Source organism: Thermomonospora cellulosilytica (assembly GCF_014138835.1).
Lineage (GTDB): Bacteria > Actinomycetota > Actinomycetes > Streptosporangiales > Streptosporangiaceae > Thermomonospora > Thermomonospora amylolytica.
The window spans coordinates 2,394,912-2,414,672 of record NZ_JACJII010000001.1 but is presented as its reverse complement, the minus strand read 5'-3'; the positions used below and the strand labels follow the sequence as shown (position 1 = coordinate 2,414,672).

At 73.4% G+C, this 19,761-nt stretch carries 14 protein-coding genes; 7 read left to right on the top strand and 7 right to left on the bottom strand.

The features are described 5' to 3' along the window. Position 1: 1 nt before the first annotated feature. Positions 2 to 808 carry a hypothetical protein gene (locus tag HNR21_RS11455; protein ID WP_182705179.1) on the bottom strand — a complete coding sequence of 269 codons (807 nt, stop codon included), beginning with the start codon at positions 806 to 808 and terminating at the stop codon, positions 2 to 4. 864 nt (positions 809 to 1,672) lie between these two features. Between HNR21_RS11455 and HNR21_RS11450 the strand changes: the two genes are divergently transcribed. Then, positions 1,673 to 4,828, top strand: coding sequence for a M14 family metallopeptidase (locus HNR21_RS11450; protein WP_182705178.1), 3,156 nt, complete (start codon positions 1,673 to 1,675; stop codon positions 4,826 to 4,828). Between the two features lie 100 nt (positions 4,829 to 4,928). Here HNR21_RS11450 and HNR21_RS11445 read toward each other — a convergent pair whose 3' ends face one another. Then, positions 4,929 to 6,323 carry a serine/threonine-protein kinase gene (locus tag HNR21_RS11445; RefSeq protein WP_182705177.1) on the bottom strand — a complete coding sequence of 465 codons (1,395 nt, stop codon included), beginning with the start codon at positions 6,321 to 6,323 and terminating at the stop codon, positions 4,929 to 4,931. Positions 6,324 to 6,575: 252 nt separating this feature from the next. On the opposite strand from HNR21_RS11445, the gene HNR21_RS11440 reads away from it, so the two are divergent. Further along, positions 6,576 to 7,745 (top strand): IS110 family RNA-guided transposase, encoded by a 1,170-nt coding sequence (locus tag HNR21_RS11440; RefSeq protein WP_182708600.1) that lies wholly within the window; start codon positions 6,576 to 6,578, stop codon positions 7,743 to 7,745. A 170-nt stretch (positions 7,746 to 7,915) separates the two neighbouring features. Here the strand turns inward: HNR21_RS11440 and HNR21_RS11435 are convergent, their stop codons facing one another. Next, on the bottom strand, positions 7,916 to 9,748 hold the full coding sequence (locus HNR21_RS11435) for an N-6 DNA methylase (protein WP_312880985.1): 1,833 nt from the start codon (positions 9,746 to 9,748) through the stop codon (positions 7,916 to 7,918). 552 nt (positions 9,749 to 10,300) lie between these two features. On the opposite strand from HNR21_RS11435, the gene HNR21_RS11430 reads away from it, so the two are divergent. The 5 genes from HNR21_RS11430 (at position 10,301) to HNR21_RS11410 (ending at position 16,132) form a co-directional block, all read left to right on the top strand. Further along, positions 10,301 to 10,873 carry a sigma-70 family RNA polymerase sigma factor gene (locus tag HNR21_RS11430; RefSeq protein ID WP_198679369.1) on the top strand — a complete coding sequence of 191 codons (573 nt, stop codon included), beginning with the start codon at positions 10,301 to 10,303 and terminating at the stop codon, positions 10,871 to 10,873. A 68-nt stretch (positions 10,874 to 10,941) separates the two neighbouring features. Next, entirely contained in the window at positions 10,942 to 11,334 is a 393-nt protein-coding gene (locus HNR21_RS11425) for an SSI family serine proteinase inhibitor (protein WP_182705176.1), read from the top strand. Positions 11,335 to 11,571: 237 nt separating this feature from the next. After that, positions 11,572 to 12,318, top strand: coding sequence for a GAF and ANTAR domain-containing protein (locus HNR21_RS11420; RefSeq protein WP_182705175.1), 747 nt, complete (start codon positions 11,572 to 11,574; stop codon positions 12,316 to 12,318). A 148-nt stretch (positions 12,319 to 12,466) separates the two neighbouring features. Next, positions 12,467 to 14,365: a SpoIIE family protein phosphatase gene (locus HNR21_RS11415; RefSeq protein WP_182705174.1), complete on the top strand. Its 1,899-nt coding sequence runs from the start codon at positions 12,467 to 12,469 to the stop codon at positions 14,363 to 14,365. A gap of 246 nt (positions 14,366 to 14,611) precedes the next feature. Further along, entirely contained in the window at positions 14,612 to 16,132 is a 1,521-nt protein-coding gene (locus tag HNR21_RS11410; protein ID WP_182705173.1) for a bifunctional serine/threonine protein kinase/MFS transporter, read from the top strand. 249 nt (positions 16,133 to 16,381) lie between these two features. Here HNR21_RS11410 and proS read toward each other — a convergent pair whose 3' ends face one another. The 4 genes from proS to HNR21_RS11390 all read right to left on the bottom strand — a co-directional run bounded on the left by proS (position 16,382) and on the right by HNR21_RS11390 (position 19,677). Continuing rightward, positions 16,382 to 17,830 (bottom strand): proline--tRNA ligase, encoded by a 1,449-nt coding sequence (proS, locus tag HNR21_RS11405; RefSeq protein WP_312880984.1) that lies wholly within the window; start codon positions 17,828 to 17,830, stop codon positions 16,382 to 16,384. 218 nt (positions 17,831 to 18,048) lie between these two features. Next, positions 18,049 to 18,450 (bottom strand): DUF2795 domain-containing protein, encoded by a 402-nt coding sequence (locus HNR21_RS11400; RefSeq protein ID WP_182705171.1) that lies wholly within the window; start codon positions 18,448 to 18,450, stop codon positions 18,049 to 18,051. 29 nt (positions 18,451 to 18,479) lie between these two features. After that, positions 18,480 to 19,439 carry an LLM class F420-dependent oxidoreductase gene (locus HNR21_RS11395; protein WP_182705170.1) on the bottom strand — a complete coding sequence of 320 codons (960 nt, stop codon included), beginning with the start codon at positions 19,437 to 19,439 and terminating at the stop codon, positions 18,480 to 18,482. Between the two features lie 16 nt (positions 19,440 to 19,455). Continuing rightward, the gene (locus HNR21_RS11390; RefSeq protein WP_119727161.1) at positions 19,456 to 19,677 is read right to left on the bottom strand and encodes a DUF6158 family protein; all 222 of its coding nucleotides are present in this window, start codon (positions 19,675 to 19,677) and stop codon (positions 19,456 to 19,458) included. Positions 19,678 to 19,761 lie beyond the last annotated feature (84 nt).

The following is a 19,761-nucleotide window of genomic DNA, read 5'->3' as shown; positions in this document are numbered from 1 at the left end:
GTCAGGGCCGCAGCAGGCGGGCCGCCGCCTGGCCGGTCGCCGGGTCCTCGTCGATCAGGAAGCCCAGCGGGCACCAGGGACGCCGGTCCGCGTCCAGATGGATCACCAGCCCCAGGCCCAGCCCGGGGTCGATGCAGCCGACGTGGCGCAGGCCGCGGAGTTCCCGTCTGGTCTGCTCCCAGGTCGCCGGGGTCCGGGGGTCGTACAGCGCCGTGGTCACCGTCCGGCACGCGTACCGCCACAGGGCCGCCGCGTCCAGCACCCGGACGCCCGCCTCGCGCAGGTCGGCGACGATCACCACACCGGCGTCCGGCCCCTCGGCGGCCTCGCCCGCGGCCTCCGGCCCGATCGGCTCGTCGTTCGGCCGCGCCGGGCCGCCGAACGGCCGGTACAGCGACCGGGGGTTCAGCGTGTCGATCACCAGGACCCCGTGATGCCGCTGGCGGAACCCGGCCCGCCCACCGGAGCGGACGCCCAGCGCCGTCCACCCCTCCGCGTCCCCGCGCGCGGCGTCACCGCCCAGAACCCCCACCCGCGCCCCGGCGAACCGCGCGCTGAGGTCCAGCACCAGCCCCGAGGCGTCGGCCCACACCGGGAACGGCGCCTCCGGATACGCGTACGCCGGGTCCGTCCCGTCCCCCAGCGCCTCGTCGACCCGGAGCGTGAGCGCCCCGCGCACGCCCGTTCCCGCGAACACCCCATCGGCGACCACCAGCATCGCCTTCCAGGTGTCCCCGCCCACGAACGCCCGCAGAAAGTCCCCCGAGGGCCGCGCCGCCTCGTCCTCGGCCGCGAACGCTCCCTCCAAGTCCCCTGAGGACCGCTCCGCCTCATGTCCCGGCGTGTCCTCCGTCGGCTCAGCCGACAGCCCACCCGGCTTCTCCCCCGGCACAGGCCGTACGCCCACCACCGCGGACTCGTCATCGGCCACCCGGCCGGGCGAGGGCGCGACCTCGGCTGATCCGGCGGGCACCCCGCGTGTGCTCTCCTCCGGGGCGGGCCCGGCGTCGACCACCGCAGGCTCGGCGTCAACCGGCCGAGCGTGCGAGGGCGTGGCCTCGGGTGGTCCGGCGGGCAAATCGCGCGCGTTCTCCCCCGGCACGGGCTCGGTGTCCGGAGGCTCCTCCGTCGTCCGGGTGGGCTCGGGGGCCGGGGCGTCTCGGGTGTCGGTGGGCGTCCGGGGCCGGGCCGGTGTCGTGGCGGCGGGACCCAGCGGGGCGACCTTGACGTCGTCCGGGGAGCTTGCGGCTGCCGGGCGGTCGGGTGAGGGGTCGTTCTCGGTGACCGGGGCCCAGTCCTGCGCCGGTTCGGGGGGCGCGGGGGGCCGGTCGGCTGGGTCCGGGGTCGGAGGGCCGCCCATGTTCATGGTGTCGATCGTCGGGGCCGGCCGGCGGGATCGCAAGTCGAACGGTGCACGAGCGGCCCGCCGTCCGCACTCGGGCCAGAAAACGGCCTTGTAAAGACATTGGCGAAAAAGAGCCACAATCCGGGCGGCACCGGACGCCAGTTCCGGCCAGGGGCCGTGGCATCGCCGAACGCTCTACCACCTCGGCGGGCGCTCAGCACACACCAATGGCCACAAGCGGCAATTGTCACTATTCGCACATTGACACCCCAAGCCCCCCGGCAGATGATCGCCCCGCCCCCATTCGTCCCGGCCCTGGGAGGCGCGATGACGCGCAGGCACTTCCGGAAACGAACACCCACCATCCTCGTCGCCGCGGCGGCGCTCCTGGCCGGAGTGCTGACCGCGCCCGCCCAGGCGAGCCCGCGACCGGGCACCGCCGACCAGCGGGTGGACGTCTACACCGGCGACCTGTCCGCCGAGCAGATCAAGGCCCTGCAGGCGGCCGGCGTCGACCACGCCGAGACCCTGGTCACCCGGGGCGCCCGCGCCCGTGACCCGCGGGTCCGGGTGGAGCTGACGCTGACCGGCGTACAGGCCCGCGACCTGGCCAGGCGCGGCATCAAGCTGCAGCCCAAGAAGGTCGACGGGCAGACCGTCGCGCAGCGGTCGGCCAAGCAGCAGGAGAAGGTCTTCCGCCCCTACAGCGGCGAGGGCAACATCCGCGAGGAACTGCTGCAGGTCGCCCAGGACCACCCCAACATCGCCAAGGCCGTCGACATCGGCCGCAGCGTCCAGGGCAAGCCGATCACCGCCGTGCGGGTCAGCAAGAACGTCGCCACCCTCAGGGACCGGCAGCGGCCCGCCGTGGTCTACCAGGCCACCCAGCACGCCCGTGAGTGGATCACCCCCGAGATGGTCCGCCGGCTGCTGCACCACTACGTGAACGGCTACGGCACCGACCCCGAGCTCACCCGGATCATCGACACCACCGACCTGTGGTTCATCCCGGTGATCAACGTGGACGGCTACGACCACACGTTCACCCCGGGCAACCGGCTGTGGCGCAAGAACCTGCGCGACAACGACGGCGACGGGAAGATCACCGCCCAGGACGGCGTCGACCTGAACCGCAACTTCCCCTACAAGTGGGGCTACGACAACGAGGGCTCCTCCCCCCTCCGCACCAGCGAGACCTACCGCGGCCCCTCGCCCGCCTCGGAGCCGGAGACCCAGGCCCAGATCAGGCTGTTCGAGCGGATCCGGCCCAAGTACGCCATCAACTGGCACTCGGCCGCCCAGCTGCTGCTGTACGGGGTGGGCTGGCAGGCCCTCACCTCCAGCCCGGACGACCTGATCCACAAGGCGATCCTGGGCGACATCGACACCCCCGCCGTCCCCGGCTACATCCCGCAGCTCGGGGCGCAGCTCTACACCACCAACGGCGAGACCGACGGGCACATGGAGGAGACCTTCGGCACGCTGACGCACACGCCGGAGATGTCCACCTGTGAGGTCGCCGCCGCCTCCGACCCGGACGACGCCTGGGAGCCGGGCGACTGCGGCAGCGGCTTCGAGTTCCCCGACGACGAGAAGCTGATCGCGGCGGAGGCCGCCAAGAACTACCGGTACGCCGTCGACGTCGCCAAGTCGGCGCACAACCCCGACCACCCGTACTCGCCGGTCGGCCGGACCGTGCCCGACTTCGACCCCGACGAGTTCGCCGTCTCCTACGGCGACCGCCAGCAGGCCGCGTCGGTGATCCGCCGTTCGCTGCGGGACAAGCGGATGCACTACCGCGTCAACGGCGGCCGGGTCCGCACCGCCGACGTCCGCGAGTGGCAGGGCGGCGAGCGGTACGGCGACGACGGCACCCACTACTTCGCCGAGTACCGCGGCGTCGTCGGCGGCCAGCGGCCCGGCGACAAGGTCGAGGTGTGGTTCTCCGGCGTCAAGCCCGGCAAGGGCAGGGTCTCCAGCGGGCACTTCACCTACCGGGTCCGCGACGACCAGGACGCGCGGGTGCTGGTCCTGGCCGACGAGGACTACAAGGGCGTCAACCCGACCTACCCGGCCGGGACGAACGCGCCCCGCTACGCCCAGCAGTACGTCGACGCCATCAGGGCCAACAAGATCAAGTCGGTGGTCTGGGACGTCGACGAGGACGGCGTGCCGCACGACCTCGGCGTGCTCGGCCACTTCGACGCGGTGGTGTGGTACCTGGGCGACAACCGGCTCACCCAGGACGCCGCCGACGAGCCGGTGAACTCGGTGATCGGCCCGTTCCCCGACTCGCAGGTCGCCGACCGCGCCAAGGACCTGGTGCTCAACGTCCGGTCGTACCTCAACGAGGGCGGCAGGCTGCTGCACACCGGCGAGACCACCAGCTACTTCGGCCCGCTGCGCGGCGCCAACGGCGGCGGCATCTACTACGGCCTGAAGGGGCACCCGGAACGGCCGTGCTTCCTGTCCAGCAGCTTCCGCGACGACTGTGAACTGCTGTCGGACGACTTCGTGCAGTACTACCTGGGCGCCTACGACCGCGCGGTGGTGGGCTCGCCGACCGGGTTCACCGGCGAGGGCAGCCCCTTCGACGGGACGAACGCCGGCCTGGCGGGCACCTCCACCAACCCGCTGAACGAGGCGGGCGGCTTCCAGGTCACCAGCACGGTGCTGCCGACCGGCGAGTTCCCGCAGTTCCGCAGCTGGAAGGCCGGTGACTACGTCGGCGCGGCCGGGCCGTACGAGCCGGTCGAGGGCTCGTGGTACGTCGCCGGCACCCACCAGGACGCCCTGTACCGGCGGCTGACCCGCACGATCGACCTGACCTCGGTGACCGCCGAGCAGGCCCCGGCCCTGCAGGCGCAGCTGTCGTTCAGCCTGGAGACCGGGTACGACCACGTGATCGTCGAGGCCCGCACCGAGGGCGGCGACGACTGGACGACGCTGCCCGACAAGAACGGGCGGACCTCCTCGGACGTGCCGACCGAGTGCGAAGGGGAGTTCCTGCTGGAGATGCACCCGCATCTGACGCACTACATCACCGGCGGCAACCCGTGCTCGCCCACCGGCTCCACCGGCCGCTGGAACTCCTTCACCGGGGAGTCCGGAGGCTGGGTGCCGGCCGCCTTCGACCTGTCGGCCTACGCCGGCAAGAAGGTGGAGGTGTCGATCGCGTACGTGAGCGACCCGTTCACCGGCGGGACCGGGCTGTTCATCGACGACACCAAGGTCACCACCACGGCCGGGCAGCTCGACGCCGAGGGCTTCGAGTCCGGGCTGGGCCCGTGGACGATCGCCGGGGCGCCGGAGGGCAGCCCGGGCAACGCCGCGGAGTTCGTCCGCTCCGAGGCGATGATCGACTCGGTGTCGGCGGTGGTCACCGGTGACACCGTGCTGCTGGGCTTCGGCCTCGAGCAGGTCGGCACGCCGGCCGCCCGCAACGCGCTGATCGGCCGCGCGCTGCGGCACCTGCTGCGCTGATCCCCGGCTGATCGCGGTGGTCCGGGGGTCGCCCCCCCGGACCACCGGAGAGGACCCCGAGGGCCCCGGCCGCCTCCACCGGCCGGGGCCCTCGGCCGTTCTAGCGGTACGCCGTGTACGGAACGGGCGGCGGGTCGCGGTCCAGCAGCCTCAGCCGCTGCACGGCCACCACCATCGAGTGGAAGAACCCGCCGAACCACATCAGGAACAGGTAGCCGGCGGCGACCCCGTCCAGCGGATGGGTCTCCTCGGGGATCGACACGATCAGGCCGAGCAGCCCGACCGACAGCAGCATGTAGACCACGGCGGACGCCAGCCAGCCCTTGTTCTGGTGCCGCAGGCCCACGTACAGGAACCCGATCCAGTTGAAGAACCCCAGGCCGAGCGCGCTCGGCAGCGTCCACAGCAGATGCCGCAGCAGCCGGCCGAAACTCCGCTGCGGCCGGGCCGCGCCCGCGGGCATCGTTCCGGGCACGTGCTGCGGGTATCCGCCGTAGGCCCCGCCATGGCCGGCGGTGGACGCGGCGCTGTAGGCGGCGTACGGGTTCTGGGGGGCGGCCGTCGAGGCGGTCGTGCCCGACAGCCGGACCAGGATCCGCGCGTAGGTGTGGATCGCGCTGGAGGCCCCGCCCACCGGGTCGATGTCGCCCAGCCGCGTCGCCTCCCCCACGTAGGGCAGCAGCCGCTCGTAGACCTCCCGGGCCGAGCCGGGCCGCTGGGCGGGGTCCTTGGCCAGCAGTTGCCGCACCAGCCAGTGCAGCTCCGGGTTGAGGTCGGTGCGGTGCAGCGGGGCGGGCGTCTCCTGCAGATGCTTGGCGATCATCGCGTGCGCGGTGGTCGCCGCGAACACCGGGCCGCCGGACAGCATCTCGTACAGCACGCAGCCGAGGGCGTACAGGTCGGTGCGCGGGCCGGGCCGCTCGCCGCGCAGTTGCTCGGGCGCCATGTACGCGGGCGTGCCGATCACCGCGCCGGTGTGGGTGATCCGGGTGAGCCCCGGGCCCGCCTCCAGCACCGTGGCCACCCCGAAGTCCAGGACCTTGACGGTGCCGTCGCGGGTGAGCATGAGGTTCTGCGGCTTGATGTCGCGGTGCACCAGTCCCCGGTCGTGCGCGATGGCCAGCACCGCGCAGACCTGCGCGGCGATCGCGGCGGCCCAGCCGACCGGCAGCGGCCCGTGCGCGTCGACGAGGTCGGCCAGGGAACGTCCCTCGACCAGCTCCATCACCAGGTAGAGCCCGCCCGCGTAGGGGCCGGCGTCGTGCACGGCGGGCACCCCGGGGTGCTGCAGCCCGGCGGTCACCGACGCCTCCCGGGTGAACCGGCGCAGCAGTTCGGTGGAGTCGCCGTGCGCGGCCATCTGGTCGTCGGTGAGCAGCTTGACCGCGACCCGCCGGCCGCCGAGCCTGCGGTCCCGCGCCTCCCACACCTGTCCCATGCCGCCCCGGCCCAGCGGGGCGATCAACTCGTACCGGTCGGCGAGCACCTCGCCCACGGCAGTCCTACCTTTCAAGCGGGTCTGATCTGGTCATTCGTAAGATCGGAGGGCCCGGGGGCTTTGGGTATGGCTGCCATGGTTGAGCCGGCTGATGGCTGAAGGGACTTGGCCGCCCAGGGCCCGGCGACGACTCGACCGCCCATTGGGAGATGCGGCTCGATCGCTGTGTAGGACAACGTCGGCGAGGTCGTCTGCGGGATCGATGTGACGGGTCGGCGGAGGTGAGGGGTGCTCCGGATCTGGGCGGGGATGGACATCGGCAAGCAGCACCACCACTGCGTGGTGATCGACGCCGACGGGCGGCGGTTGCTGTCGCGGCGGGTGGCCAACGACGAGGCGGCCCTGCTGGAACTGATCGCCGACGTCCTGGATCTTGGCGAGGATGTGCTGTGGGCGGTCGACCTCAACCATGGTGGCGCCGCGCTGCTGATCGGGTTGCTGCTCGCCCAGGGGCAGCCGGTGGCCTACCTGACCGGCCGGGCCGTCCATCACGCCTCCGGCGCCTACCGGGGCGAGGGCAAGACCGACGCACGCGACGCCTTCGTCATCGCCGACCAGGCCCGCATGCGCCGTGACCTGGGGCTGCTGCGGCCCGGTGACGAGATCGCCACCGACCTGCGCATCCTGACCACCCGCCGCGCCGACCTGGTCGCCGACCGCACCCGGCAGATCAACCGGCTCCGCGCCCAGTTGCTGGAGATCTTCCCTGCCCTGGAACGCGCGCTGGATCTGACCGACAAGGGCCCGGTCATGCTGCTGACCGGCTACCAGACCCCGGCCGCGATCCGCCGCGCCGGAGCCCGGCGCATCCACGCCTGGCTGAAAGACCGCAAGGTCCGCGGCGCCGCCGCCTTGGCCCACACGGCCGTCCAGGCCGCCCAGGCCCAGCACACCGCCTTGCCGGGCGAGAAGCTGGCCGCCGCCATGGTGGCCCGCCTGGCCGGGGAGGTGATGCGCCTGGATGAGCAGATCGCCGAGCTCGACGCCCTCATCCAGGCCCGGTTTCGCGAGCATCCGCACGCCGAGGTGATCACCAGCCTGCCCGGCATGGGACCCCGGCTCGGCGCCGAGTTCCTGGCCGCCACCGGCGGTGACATGACCTTGTTCGGCAGCGCCGACCGGCTGGCCGGCTACGCCGGCCTGGCCCCCGCCCCGCGCGACTCCGGCCGCATCAGCGGCAACCTGCGCAGACCCCGCCGCTACCACCGCGGGCTGCTGCGGGTGTTCTACCTGTCGGCGCTGGTCAGCCTGCAAGCCTGCCCGGCATCGCGGGCCTACTACGACCGCAAACGCACCGAGGGCAAAACCCACCAGCAGGCGCTGCTGTCCCTGGCCCGCCGCCGGGTCAACGTCGTGTGGGCAATGCTCCGCGACGGAACGCACTACCAACCCTCACCAGCCGCCACGCCTGCGGCTTGACATCAGCATTGGGAAGTCCCTTCGCCATCGTTCGGTCGAACGGGTCAGGCGGCCGCGACGGAGTCCTGCGGAGCGGGGATCGCCTCACCCGGTTCTCGGGGTCCGGGGGGGCGCCCCCGGACAAGCAGGACTCAGTCTGGCGGAACGGACGGCCCGGGGCGACCGGTCGCTCAGTCCCGGTCGGGTCCGAGGGCGCCCTCGGCGATGCCGTCGGCCAGCAGCCGGGCCAGCTCCCCGCCCAGGTCCGCGCCCGCGCGCAGCGCCGCCGCCAGCTCGTCCATCCGGCGGAACAGCGCGCCGAGCCGGCGCTGCTCCTCCACCGGGAGCCGGGGGACCAGCGCCCGGCGGATGCCGATGCGGCTGCCGGAGGAGACGGCGGTGGACTGCCGGACGTTGGCCGAGCTGCGCAGGATGCCCGCCAGGTAGTGCGGGTCGAGCAGGTCGGGGTCGGCGCGGACCAGCACCAGGTACGGGCCGAGGACCGCGCCGCCCCGCTCCACCACCCGGGCGGCGAGGCTGCGGGCGGCGGCGGTGACGACGACGTCCCCCTCCTCGGCGATGATCCAGCGTTCGCCGTCGTCCAGCAGGTCCGGCGGGACGTGGGCGGACGGCTCGCGGCCCTCGATCACGTCCTGCGCGGTGAGCAGCGGAACGCCGGTGCCGGCGGTGGCCGGCTCGCGGCGCAGCGGCGCCTGCCGCACGGTGAGCGCGCCGGCGCGGACCAGCTCCGACAGCGGGACGACCGGGACGTCCTGGGCGCGTTCGGCGGGACGGGCTGCGGGCAGCAGGGCCGCCATCCGCTCCAGGGTGCCGGCCAGCCGGGCGCGGGTCTGCAGGAACCGTTCGGCGGTCCGCTCGGTGCCGCCGGCGGGCAGGTGCCGGCCGGGGGTGACGTCGACGTCCTCGTCCAGCAGGTCGATCAGCGGCACCGCGCGCCCCACCCCGGGCCGGTCCAGTTCGGGGTCGGACTGGAAGTCCCGCCAGGCCGCCGTGATCTGCGCCGCGTCGCCGCCCTCGACCATCAGCACGGTGGACGGGCCGGGCTCGGCCCCGGGGCGGCGCAGCAGCCACAGCTGGGCGGAGCCCGGCAGCGCGACGACCGCCCGCAGCGCGCCGCGCCGCAGCAGCTGGGCGCGGATGCGGCGGCCGGAGCGGCGGCCGGCGGCGGCCGGCGGCATCGCGACCACGGCGAGCCCGCCGGGCGCCAGATGGGCCAGCGCGTGCTGCACCCAGGCCAGCTCGGGCTCCATCCGGGGCGGCAGCCCGTACTCCCAGCGGACGTCGGTGGTCAGCTCCTCGTAGCCCCAGTGCCGTTCGTTGAACGGCGGGTCGCACAGCACGGCGTCCACGGTCGTGCCGGCGAAGCCGTCGGCGCGCAGCGAGTCCCCGGCGGCGATCTCGGCGCCGGGACCGCGCAGCGCCAGCCGGATGCGCGCCAGCCGGGCCAGCGCCCCGTCCTGCTCCTGCCCGAGCAGCCGCTGCGGCGAGCGCCGCGCCAGGGCCCGGACCAGCAGCGTGCCCGCCCCGCAGGCGGGGTCGAGCACCGAGGTCGTGCCGGGGTCGAGCAGGTCGGCCATCAGCTCGGCGACGGCGGCGGGGGTGGGCCCGATGCGGCGCGGCTGGACCTCCAGGAACCGGCCGAGCAGGAACTCGTACGCCTCGACGGCTCCGCGTTCGGCGGCCAGCTCGGTCACCGCCGCGAACGCGGGGTCGGTCGCCTGGTTCAGCAGCATCTCGCCGGCCTCGGCCAGGGTCTCGCCGAGCCCGGTGTCGTCGGCGCGCGAGCGGACCTGCTGCCAGGCCCGTTCGGCGGGCGGCACCTGGCGCAGCTTGCCCTGGGCGCGCAGCCAGTCCTCGACTTCTCGCAGCGCGAACTGCGGGCTGGTCGCGGTCCCCCCGACCGGTCGGGGGAAGTCGGGGTGACGGCGGCGCCAGTTGCTCACCGCGGCCCTGCCCACGCCCGCCAGCCGGGCGATGTCCGCCGCGGTCACGGTGTCCGGCACGTCTGTCGGCCTCCTATCGCCCCCACCAGGGTGAGCCTACCGGGCGGTGTTCAGGCGTGTCGACACCGTCTGAGTTGTGAACTCAATTCACGCAACACCTTGGGGAGATGCGACGCGCCCCCGGATCCGGGAGGCGCCGGAACGTCAGGCTCGACGCGACGGCCGCCGACCGCGCTCACGACGGCGGCCGCGGCCCGCCTCCCGCCGCCCCCGCGCCGGGGGATTTCCGTCATGTGACGAACGGCACGCAACCCTTTTACCCTGGTCAAGCGTCTTATTACTCGAAAGCGCACCCCGGGTGCGCGGACGGCCCAGACCGTCCGCGGCGGGCGCCCCGAACGAAGGCCGCCACCGCCCGGAGACATCCCCCCATCCCCGCTCCGTCCACGACCGCGACCGGCGCCGGGGCCGGTTTCGAACCAGTGGGTCGGGCACGACGTACCTCCCGACGAAGGGCGACGTACGTCAGGGAGTCCCGCGAGTTCCCCGGAGGGCGGCTGTGGCCGCGGGCCGCAGACCGCCCGGACACCGAAACGAACCACCAGGAGAGCGATGATGACTGTCGCCGCACCGCGCGCCGAGCACCGCGCGCGATACGAACGCGACGTCCTTCCCTACACCGACCCGCTCTACGCCAGTGCCGTCCGGATGACCCGCAACCCCGCCGACGCCGAGGACCTGGTGCAGGAGACCCTGGCCAAGGCGTACGTGAACTTCCACCAGTTCGAAGAGGGCACCAACCTCAAGGCCTGGCTGCACCGCATCCTCACCAACAACTTCATCAACTCCTACCGCAAGAAGCAGCGCGAGCCGCAGCGCGCCGGACAGGACGAGATCGAGGAGTGGCAGCTGTCCCGCAGCTCCTCGGTGTCGGCCGGGTTCCGTTCCGCCGAGGCCGAGGCGCTGGACCGGATCCCCGACTCCCGGGTGATCGCCGCCCTGCGCGCGCTGCCCCGCGACTTCCGCGACGCGGTCTACCTCGCCGACGTCGAGGGCTACTCCTACAAGGAGATCGCCGAGATGATGGGCACCCCGCTCGGCACCGTGATGTCGCGGCTGCACCGCGGACGCCGGCAGCTCCGCGAGATGCTGGCCGCCGACCGCGGACACGCCCTGGCCGCCTGAGCGGCGCGACCCCCGACTGTCGATACGGTGGGCGACGTTCCGATCACCATCCGTCCTCAGGAGCGTCGATGCCGCACCTCGCCGCCCGCATCCTCACCGGAGCGGCACTGACCATCGCCCTGCTGCCGGCCGTGCCCGCCGCGGCCGCCGCGGCGACCGGGACCGATCTCCGGCTGACCCTCACCCATCCCGCCTCCGACACCTCGAGCACCCGCACGGTCACCCTGACCTGCGAGCCGCCGGGAGGCACCCATCCCCGCGCCGTGCGGGCGTGCGCGGACCTCGCCCGCTCCGGCGGCCGGTTCGTGCGCGAAGCGCCGCACACCGTCTGCACGCTGGAGCACCGGCCCGTGGTGGCCGAGGCGGCGGGCCGGTGGCGGGGCCGCCCCGTGCGGTGGACGGGCTCGTTCCCCAACGCGTGCGTGCTGCGCGCCCGCGGCGGCGCGATCTTCCGCTTCTGACCGGGCGGCACGGCCCCGGCGGCCGGAACGTGCATGGGAGCGGTCTCGGCGGGTACGGGCGGTGCACGTCACCAGACGACGCGGGCACCGGCACCGGTGCCGGCTCCCGACGGGCACCGCCGACACCGTGCCGGGCCGGCGGAGGGACGAGGAACCATGATCCAACCGGATCCGCCCGGCCGTTCCAGGCTCCCGCTCCGGTGGGCGGGCCGTCCGGCTGCGGATAACGTTGGGCCCATGCCTGCCTCGGACACCGTCATCACCGACGAGCTGGCGGTGGAGATCGCCCGGCTCGGCATGGTCCGCGAGTCCTCCGACGTCGCCACGCTGCACCGGCTCACCCAGCTCGCGGCCCGCGCGGTGACCGGCTGCGCCGGCGCCGCCGCGATGCGCTGGACGCTGGACGAGCCGCCCGAGCCGCTGGCCTCCGCCAGCAGCCATCCCGACCTGGCCGAGCTGGTCGACCTGCAGATCGAGCAGGGCGAGGGGCCGATCTTCGACGCGGTGCGCGACCGCCGCGCCGTCCGCTGCGACGACACCCTGGCCGAGACCCGCTGGCCCGGCCACGTCGCCGCCATGCTGCGCCGCGGCGTCCGCTGCTTCACCACCACCGTGCACGAGTACGAGCAGGTGCTGGTCACGCTGACGGTGTACGGGGTGGTGCCGGGCGCGCTGGACCCCCGCCAGCAGGCCCTGGCCTCGCTGCTGCTCGCCCAGGGCGGGGCGGCGGTGTCCAACACCCGCGAGTTCGACGACGTGCACCGCACCGCCGTGCAGCTGCAGCAGGCCGTGGAGGCCCGCGCGGTGGTCGACCAGGCCAAGGGCATCCTGATGCACGCGCTGGGCTGCGACGCCGACCGCGCGTTCGCCGAGCTGCGCCGCATCTCGCAGACCCGGCACGTCAAGCTGACCGCCATCGCCCAGCGGATCGTCTCCGGACAGGTGTCCGATGCCGCGCTGCGCCGCCGGGATGGGTACGAATGACGACGTGGTGAGCTCCGCGATGGCGGAGATCACCCGACCGGTCGTACGCACAGCATCGCGCGCGGCGGCATAAGCTGCGCTTCGACGACCCGTGACGGCGGGAACCGGCGCCCCGGTGCGCCGGATATGACGGTCTAGGGAGCCATGCATGCCGGAACAGCTCGAACCGGGCGTCCTCATGCGCGAGATCAACGATCTCGAGGGGCGGATCGGGGAACTGCGCCAGGCCGCGGCGATGCCCGATCCGGACCTGCGGGCGACCCTGGACGCGGCGCTGGTGGAGCTGGAGCTGGCCCTGGCCGCGCTGCGCACCATCGGAACGGTGCAGGCCAGCGGGGAGGGCCGGACGGCCGCCGCCGAGTCCGAGCGCCGGGTGCTGCGCACGGTGTTCCAGGACGCGCCGGTGCCGCTGTTCCTGCTGGACCGGGACGCCAGCGTGCGGCGGGTCAACCGGCAGGCCGCCACCCTGCTGGGCACCTCCCCCGGCTACGTGTCCGGCAAGTCGTTCACCGTCTTCTGCGACCTGCCCACCCGGGCGGCGCTGCGCTCGCAGCTGGCCGCGGTGGTGCGCACCGGCCGCCGGCGGCGCACCCAGGTCCGTTTCCTCAGCCGCAACAAGCCGGTCGAGGCCGTGGTGACGCTGGCCCGGGTGTGGATCCGCGGCGAGCCCGACCCGATGGTGGTGGTCGCCGCCACCCCCGCCACCGGCCGGCTGCCCGCACCGGAGAGGCCGCAGGGCCGGCAGGCCGAGGACGAGGCCGTGGCCACCGTGGTGCACCGGATGGACGTGCTGGCCACCGCCAGCGAGATGCTGCTGGACGAGCCGGTGTTCAACGAGCCGGTGGCGCTGCGCCGGTGCGCCCGGCTGCTGGCCGCCGAGCTGGCCGACTGGGTGTTCATCGACGTGGTCCCCGACCCCACCGCCGCCGGCTCCCGGGAGACCGAGCTGCACCGCCAGGTGGTCATGGGGCCGGGCGGCGAACGCGCCGAGGAGCTCACCCACCTGCTGCAGGAGCTGGACCCCACCCCCGGCACGCTGCCCCGCTCGGTGTACGCCGGCCGCCAGGGCACCCTGCACCCCCATGTCGCCGAGCTGGGCATGCTGGGCTCGCTGCCCGACGGCAGCCCGGTGTGCGGGGCGATCGGCGCGACCTCCGTGCTGTGCGTGCCCATCGAGGACGGCCAGACCTGCATGGGCACCATCACCATCACCGGCAGCGGCGAGCACGGCCCGTTCGACCTGATGGACCTGGGCGTGGTGCAGCGGCTCGGCCGCTACCTGGCCCTGGTCATGCGGGCCGCCCGGCTGTACCGGCGGCGCGCCGAGGTCGCCGAGTCCCTGCAGGCCAGCCTGCTGCCGCGGGCGCTGCCCGGCATCCCCGGCATCGAGGTGGACGCCCGCTACCTGGCCGCCGCGCACGGCGTGGAGGTCGGCGGCGACTTCTACGACGTGTTCGAGACCGCCACCGGCTGGGGCTTCGTGCTGGGCGACGTGTGCGGCAAGGGCGAGGAGGCCGCCGCGGTCACCGCCACCGCCCGGCACGGCATCCGGCTGCTGTCGCGCTGGAAGACCGAGCCCGCCGAGGTCCTCACCATGGTCAACACCGCCCTGCTCAGCGAGGACCGGTTCGTCACCGCGGTGCTGGCCGGCATGGAGAACCTCGGCGACGGCGTCCGCATCACCCTGAGCACCGCCGGCCATCCCCCGGCGATCATCATCCGCGCGGACGGCACCATCCGCACCACCAGCGGCGGCGGCGTCCCGCTGGGCCTGTTCGAGGACTTCGAGCCCGCCATCGAGTCCGTCGAACTGGGCGAGGGCGACACCCTGTTCCTGCACTCCGACGGCGTCCTGGACGCCTGCGACATGATGCGCGAGCGCTTCGGCCAGGAGCGCCTGGCCGAGATCCTCGCCGCCGGCGCCTCCATGCCCGTCCGCGACCTGCTGCTGTCGGTGGAACGCGCCCTCGTCGACTTCTGCGACGGCGACCTCAGCGACGACGTCTCCATCCTCGCCCTCCGCGTCCTCCCCCAGACCCTCAACTAGGGGCCTGTTCCGAAGACGAGGACGGCCGGGTCCTCAAGACCGCCCGCGCCCGGTCCGGGCGCGGGCGGCGATCGCCCCGGCCCCGTACGGGTACGGCGACCGACCGTCCACAGCGATCGTCACGGCCTTAAGCTGCTCCCGTATCCGATGAGTCGGAAACCTCCAACGTCCGGCGATGTGGGTGGGTTCAGAACGCACGAGGGCCGGTGCCGCGGTTCTGCCGGTGCCGCCGCGGAAGGGAGACCGATGCCGGAGGTCACGCCTCTCCAGCCGGGTGATCCGTCGCGATTGGGCGACTACCCGTTGGCCGGCCGTCTGGGCGAGGGCGGGCAGGGCGTCGTCTACCTCGGGCACGGCCCGGACGGCGAGCGGGTGGCGGTCAAGCTGCTGCGGGCTCGGCTCGATCGCGGCGGCAAGGCGTACGCCCGGTTCGCGCGTGAGGTGGCGATCGCCGAACGGGTGGCGCCGTTCTGCACCGCTCGGGTGATCACCGCCGATCTGCTCGGCGACACCCCGTACGTCGTCAGTGAGTACGTCGAGGGTCCCTCGCTGCAGGAGAGCGTGCGCAGCGGCGGACCGCTGACCGGAGCGGCCCTCGACCGGCTCGCGATCTTCACGGCCACCGCTCTGGCGGCCATCCACGAGGCCGGTATCGTGCACCGGGACTTCAAGCCGGGCAACGTGCTGCTCGCCCCCGACGGTCCCCGGGTGATCGACTTCGGCATCGCCCGGGCGCTCGACGCCACCTCGACCATCACCAGCCAGGTCATCGGCACGCCGGCGTTCATGTCGCCGGAGCAGATCAACGGCGAGGAGATCGGTCCGCCCAGCGACATGTTCGCCTGGGGCGGCACCATCGTCTACGCCGCCACCGGCGCCCCGCCGTTCGGAGGCGACGCCTTCCCGGCCATCCTGAACCGGATCCTGCATCACGAGCCGGACCTCGGCGCGCTGACCGGCCCGCTGCGCCACGTGGTCGCAGCCGCGCTGAGCAAGGATCCCGGGCAGCGCCCCACCCCACGGGACGTCCTGGACCACATGGTGGCCGGCCGAGCCACCCCGGTCATCGTGGGACGGCCGGGCACGCCGCCGGAACCGTCCGCACCCCCGCCACCGCCGGGCCAGGTCGCCGCAGCCGGGCCTCCGCCCACGCCTGGTCCGATACCGGCGCCCGCGGCACCGGCGATGCCGCCCCCGTCCGCCCGGCCGTCCGCCGGCCAGCAGCTGATCGGGCCGGTGCTGGGCGGCCTCGTCGGGCTGTACCTGCTCACCGTGACGACGGGATCCGGGTGGACGGAGCACGCCCGGATGGACCTGGCGCTGGCGGCGTCACAGATCCCGTGGGTGTCCGCCGCCTACCCCGTGGCCGCGGCGCTGACCGTGCCGGTCGGGACGGTGCTCGGCAGACGGTGGCCGAACGCGGTGGCCGCGGCCTCCGCCGTCCTGATGGCCGTCGGATCACTGCTCGGCTTCCTGGCGGTGGACTACACGCTGCTGCTGGCCGGCCGGATCGTGTCCGGCCTGGGCGCGGGGGCGCTCGTCGCCGAGGCGGTGGGGCTCGCCCTGCGCGCGGGACCCCGGCGGGCGTCCGCGATCGGACCGGCGGCCGGGCTCGGCGCGCTCGCCGCCGCCCTCGGCCTCGTACTGGCGGCGACGCTCCCGTGGCGATGGGCCTTCCTGATACCCCTGCCGCCACTGCTCCTCGCGGTGCTCGTCTCCATCGTCAGCGGCATCACCACGGTCGGCAGTCGGCCCGCGAACCGCTGAGACCGCGACCACACCGTCATCGCCGCACACCGATCCACCCCCGCGACCACGGGGACGAGAGGCCATCAGCGCATGAACGCGCTCAGAGCCCGCACCCGAAGGCGCTGAAGGCCACCGCGAGCGCGCCCGCGCGGCCGTGAGGAGGAGCGGTTCAAGATCATCGCGAGGAACGAGCGATGATCTTGAACCGCGACGACGAACGGCCGCGCGTCCCCAGGCGCGCTCGCCGCCGCGGCTCCGCCGCGGCCATCAATACGCCTTGCCGAAGATGATGCGCTTGCCGTAGGGGCTGGGGCGGGCGCACTTGACGCAGACGCCCTCCTCCGCCGGGCCCTCGGCGGGGATGCAGCGGGGGGTGGCGGCGGTGTCGGCCTTGATGTCGTCCTCGCACTCGGTGCGGCCGCAGTGGAAGGCCAGCGCCCAGCCGCCGGAGACCTGGGCGCCGAACTCGTCCCAGGTGTCGACCAGACGGGTGTGGTCGTTGCGGAACCTCTCGGCGCGGGCCAGCAGGAACGCCTGGAAGTCGGCCAGGATCTGCGGCATGACCTCGGGGACCCGCTCCAGGGGGATGGTCTCCTTGCCCTGGCCCTCGACGGTGGGCAGGCGGCGGGCCAGGGTGGCGACGCCGTTGGCCAGGTCGCGGGGGCCGATCTCGACGCGGACCGGGACGCCGCGCATCTCCCAGTCGTTGAACTTGAAGCCGGGCGACAGCTGCGGGCGGTTGTCGTCGACGTGCACGCGGATGCCCATGGCCTTGATGGCGGCGCCCAGGCGGCGGGCCTCGGCGGCGGTGGCCTCACCCTGCTCCTTGCGGCCGATCGGGACGATGACGACCTGGTAGGGGGCCAGGCGCGGGGGCAGCACCAGACCGGAGTCGTCGCCGTGGGTCATGATCACACCGCCGATCATGCGGGTGCTCATCCCCCACGAGGTGGTGTGGGCGAGCTGGAGCCTGCCCTCCTCGTCCTGGTACTGGATCTCGAACGCCTTGGCGAAGTTGGTGCCGAGGTAGTGGGACGTGCCGGCCTGCAGCGCCCGGCCGTCGCGCATCATGCCCTCGATCGTGTAGGTGCGCACCGCTCCGGCGAAGCGTTCACCGGCGGTCTTCTCGCCGGGGACGACCGGCATGGCGGCCAGCTCGCGGGCGACGGCGGCGTAGGTGTCCAGCGCCCACATCGTCTCCCGCATCGCGTCGGCCTCGTCGACGTGCGCGGTGTGGCCCTCCTGCCACAGGAACTCGGTGGTGCGCAGGAACATCCGCGGCCGCATCTCCCAGCGGACCACGTTCGCCCACTGGTTGAGCAGCAGCGGCAGGTCGCGGTGCGAGTCGATCCACTTGGCCATGTACTCGCCGATGACCGTCTCGGAGGTGGGCCGCACCACCAGCGGCTCCTCTAGCTCCTTGCCGCCGGCGTGGGTGACCACCGCCAGCTCCGGGGAGAAGCCCTCGACGTGCTCGGCCTCGCGCCGCAGGTACGACTCCGGGATGAAGACCGGGAAGCAGGCGTTGTCGTGCCCGGCGTCCTTGATCCGCCGGTCCAGGTCGGCCTGGAGCAGCTCCCAGATCCGGTACCCGTACGGGCGGATGACCATGGTCCCCCGCACCGGCCCGCGGTCCACCAGCTGCGCCCGTACGACCAGCTCGTTGTACCAGGCGGAGAAATCCTCGCTCTGCGGCGTCACACCTTCACGACTCACGCACAAGAGGGTACTGAACCTTTTTCGGCGTCGCTGTGTCCCGCCTCGATGTTCCCGGCGGTGAGCTGGGACGCCGCCCGCCCGGACCGGTCCCGGCGGGCTAGCCGAAAAGGTTCGGGCACCGCCGTGCCACCGCGGGCGCGCACATCGGCCGCCCGGGCACGGCACGGCCCGGACGCCGGTGGTGCGGCGGCCGGGCCGGTGCGGTGCGCGTGCCGCTAGATGCGGTGCTGCTCGGTGTGGATGCCGATGGCGCGGGCGATCTCCCCCACGTTGTGGAACTGGCGGTCCTTCGGCAGCCCCGTCATCGCGGTGATGATGTTGTCCGGGGCGTGGTTGCGCTCCAGGAACGTCAGGATCCGCCCGCGGTCGGCCGGGAAGTCCAGCGGCGCCAGCACCTGGGCGATCTCCGAGCGCCACTCCACCTCGCGGGCGGACATGTCGGCGCCGCCGCCCTGGCGTTCCGGCGGCATCTGCGCGGAGCCGGGCGGCTGGTCGAACGGTTCGGGCTGCTTCCACTCCTCGGCGTGGGTGGGACCGCCGCCGCGGACCATCCCCTCGGTCTCGTGCTTGAGCTCGTCGTCCGCGCGCGGGCCGCGCTTGGCGCTGTCTCGGGGCATGAACATGCACTCCCTTCGGTGCGACCCGGTCAGCCCTGCCGCAGGCGGGGCAGGACCTCCCGGGAGTAGAAGTCGAAGAAGCCCTCGGGCTCGGGGCCGATCTGGTTGATGTAGATCTCGTCGAAGCCGGCCTCCACGAACGGGCGGATCGCCTCGACATGGCGGTCCACGTCCGGCCCGCAGGGCATGTTCTGCCTGATCATCTCCTCGGTGACCAGCTCGGAGATCTGGTCGAAGTGCCGGGGCAGCGGCAGGATCTGCGCGGCCTCGCCGCCGACCTGCTCGTTGCGCCACAGCCGGTGCACGGTCTTGACCGCCTGGCTCTCGTCCTGCGCCCAGCAGACCTTCAGCCCGGCCTGCATCGGCTTGCCGTGCCCGCCGGCGTTGCGGAACGCGTCGACGATCTGCCGGTCGGGCATCGTGGTCACCAGCCCGTCGGCGACCCGTCCGGCCATCGCCGCGGCCTTGTCGCCGAACGCGGAGACGTAGATCGGCGGCGGCTGGGACGGCAGCGAGTAGATCCGGGCGGTGTCCACCGTGTAGTGCCTGCCGTGGTGGGTGATCTGGCGGCCGGTGAACAGCTCGCGGATCACCTCGATGGCCTCCTCCAGCATCTCCCGGCGTTCGTCGGCGGTCGGCCAGCGGGCCCCGGTGATGTGCTCGTTGAGCGCCTCGCCGGTGCCCAGGCCGAGCACGAACCGGCCGTCCAGCAGGATCTGGCTGGTCGCCGCGGCCTGCGCGACGATCGCCGGGTGGATGCGGACGGTGGGGCAGGTCACCGCGGTGGTGACCGGCAGCCGCACCGCCTGCGACAGCGCCCCGATCACCGACCAGACGAACGGGCTGTTGCCCTGCTCGTCCAGCCAGGGATGGAAGTGGTCGGAGATCCACAGGCACTCGAAGCCGGCCTGCTCGGCCAGCACGGCCTGGCGGACCAGCTCCTTGGGCCCGTGCTCCTCGCTGGCCAGGAAGTATCCGAACCTCGGCATGACGACGGCTACCTCGTCACCTCGCCCGTGCGCCCTCGCGCAGCCGTTCCGGGCTCACCTCCCGGTCGGGATGCCGCCGGACGTACTCGGCCTCCAGCTCGGCCGTGCGCCGCGTGTGCTCGGCGAGCGCGTGGTCGGAACCGTGCCGCAGCGTGTCCATCCGGGTGTCGTACAGGCTGGACAGCTCGCGCAGCAGGTCGGCTTCGCTGAGCTCGGCGGGCTCGACACCGATCGACATCGGCTTCCCCCTTCGGCCGGAATCGTGTACGGACTCGGGTGAGCCCCTACCCGATCGCCGCCGGGCAAACATCGGGGGACGGGC

Coding starts and splice junctions, on each gene's coding strand:
- HNR21_RS11450 (WP_182705178.1), top strand. CDS start 1,673: ATGACGCGCAGGCACTTCCGGAAACGAACACCCACCATCCTCGTCGCC.
- HNR21_RS11440 (WP_182708600.1), top strand. CDS start 6,576: ATGGACATCGGCAAGCAGCACCACCACTGCGTGGTGATCGACGCCGAC.
- HNR21_RS11430 (WP_198679369.1), top strand. CDS start 10,301: ATGATGACTGTCGCCGCACCGCGCGCCGAGCACCGCGCGCGATACGAA.
- HNR21_RS11425 (WP_182705176.1), top strand. CDS start 10,942: ATGCCGCACCTCGCCGCCCGCATCCTCACCGGAGCGGCACTGACCATC.
- HNR21_RS11420 (WP_182705175.1), top strand. CDS start 11,572: ATGCCTGCCTCGGACACCGTCATCACCGACGAGCTGGCGGTGGAGATC.
- HNR21_RS11415 (WP_182705174.1), top strand. CDS start 12,467: ATGCCGGAACAGCTCGAACCGGGCGTCCTCATGCGCGAGATCAACGAT.
- HNR21_RS11410 (WP_182705173.1), top strand. CDS start 14,612: ATGCCGGAGGTCACGCCTCTCCAGCCGGGTGATCCGTCGCGATTGGGC.
- HNR21_RS11400 (WP_182705171.1), bottom strand. CDS start 18,450: ATGCCCCGAGACAGCGCCAAGCGCGGCCCGCGCGCGGACGACGAGCTC.
- HNR21_RS11395 (WP_182705170.1), bottom strand. CDS start 19,439: ATGCCGAGGTTCGGATACTTCCTGGCCAGCGAGGAGCACGGGCCCAAG.
- HNR21_RS11390 (WP_119727161.1), bottom strand. CDS start 19,677: ATGTCGATCGGTGTCGAGCCCGCCGAGCTCAGCGAAGCCGACCTGCTG.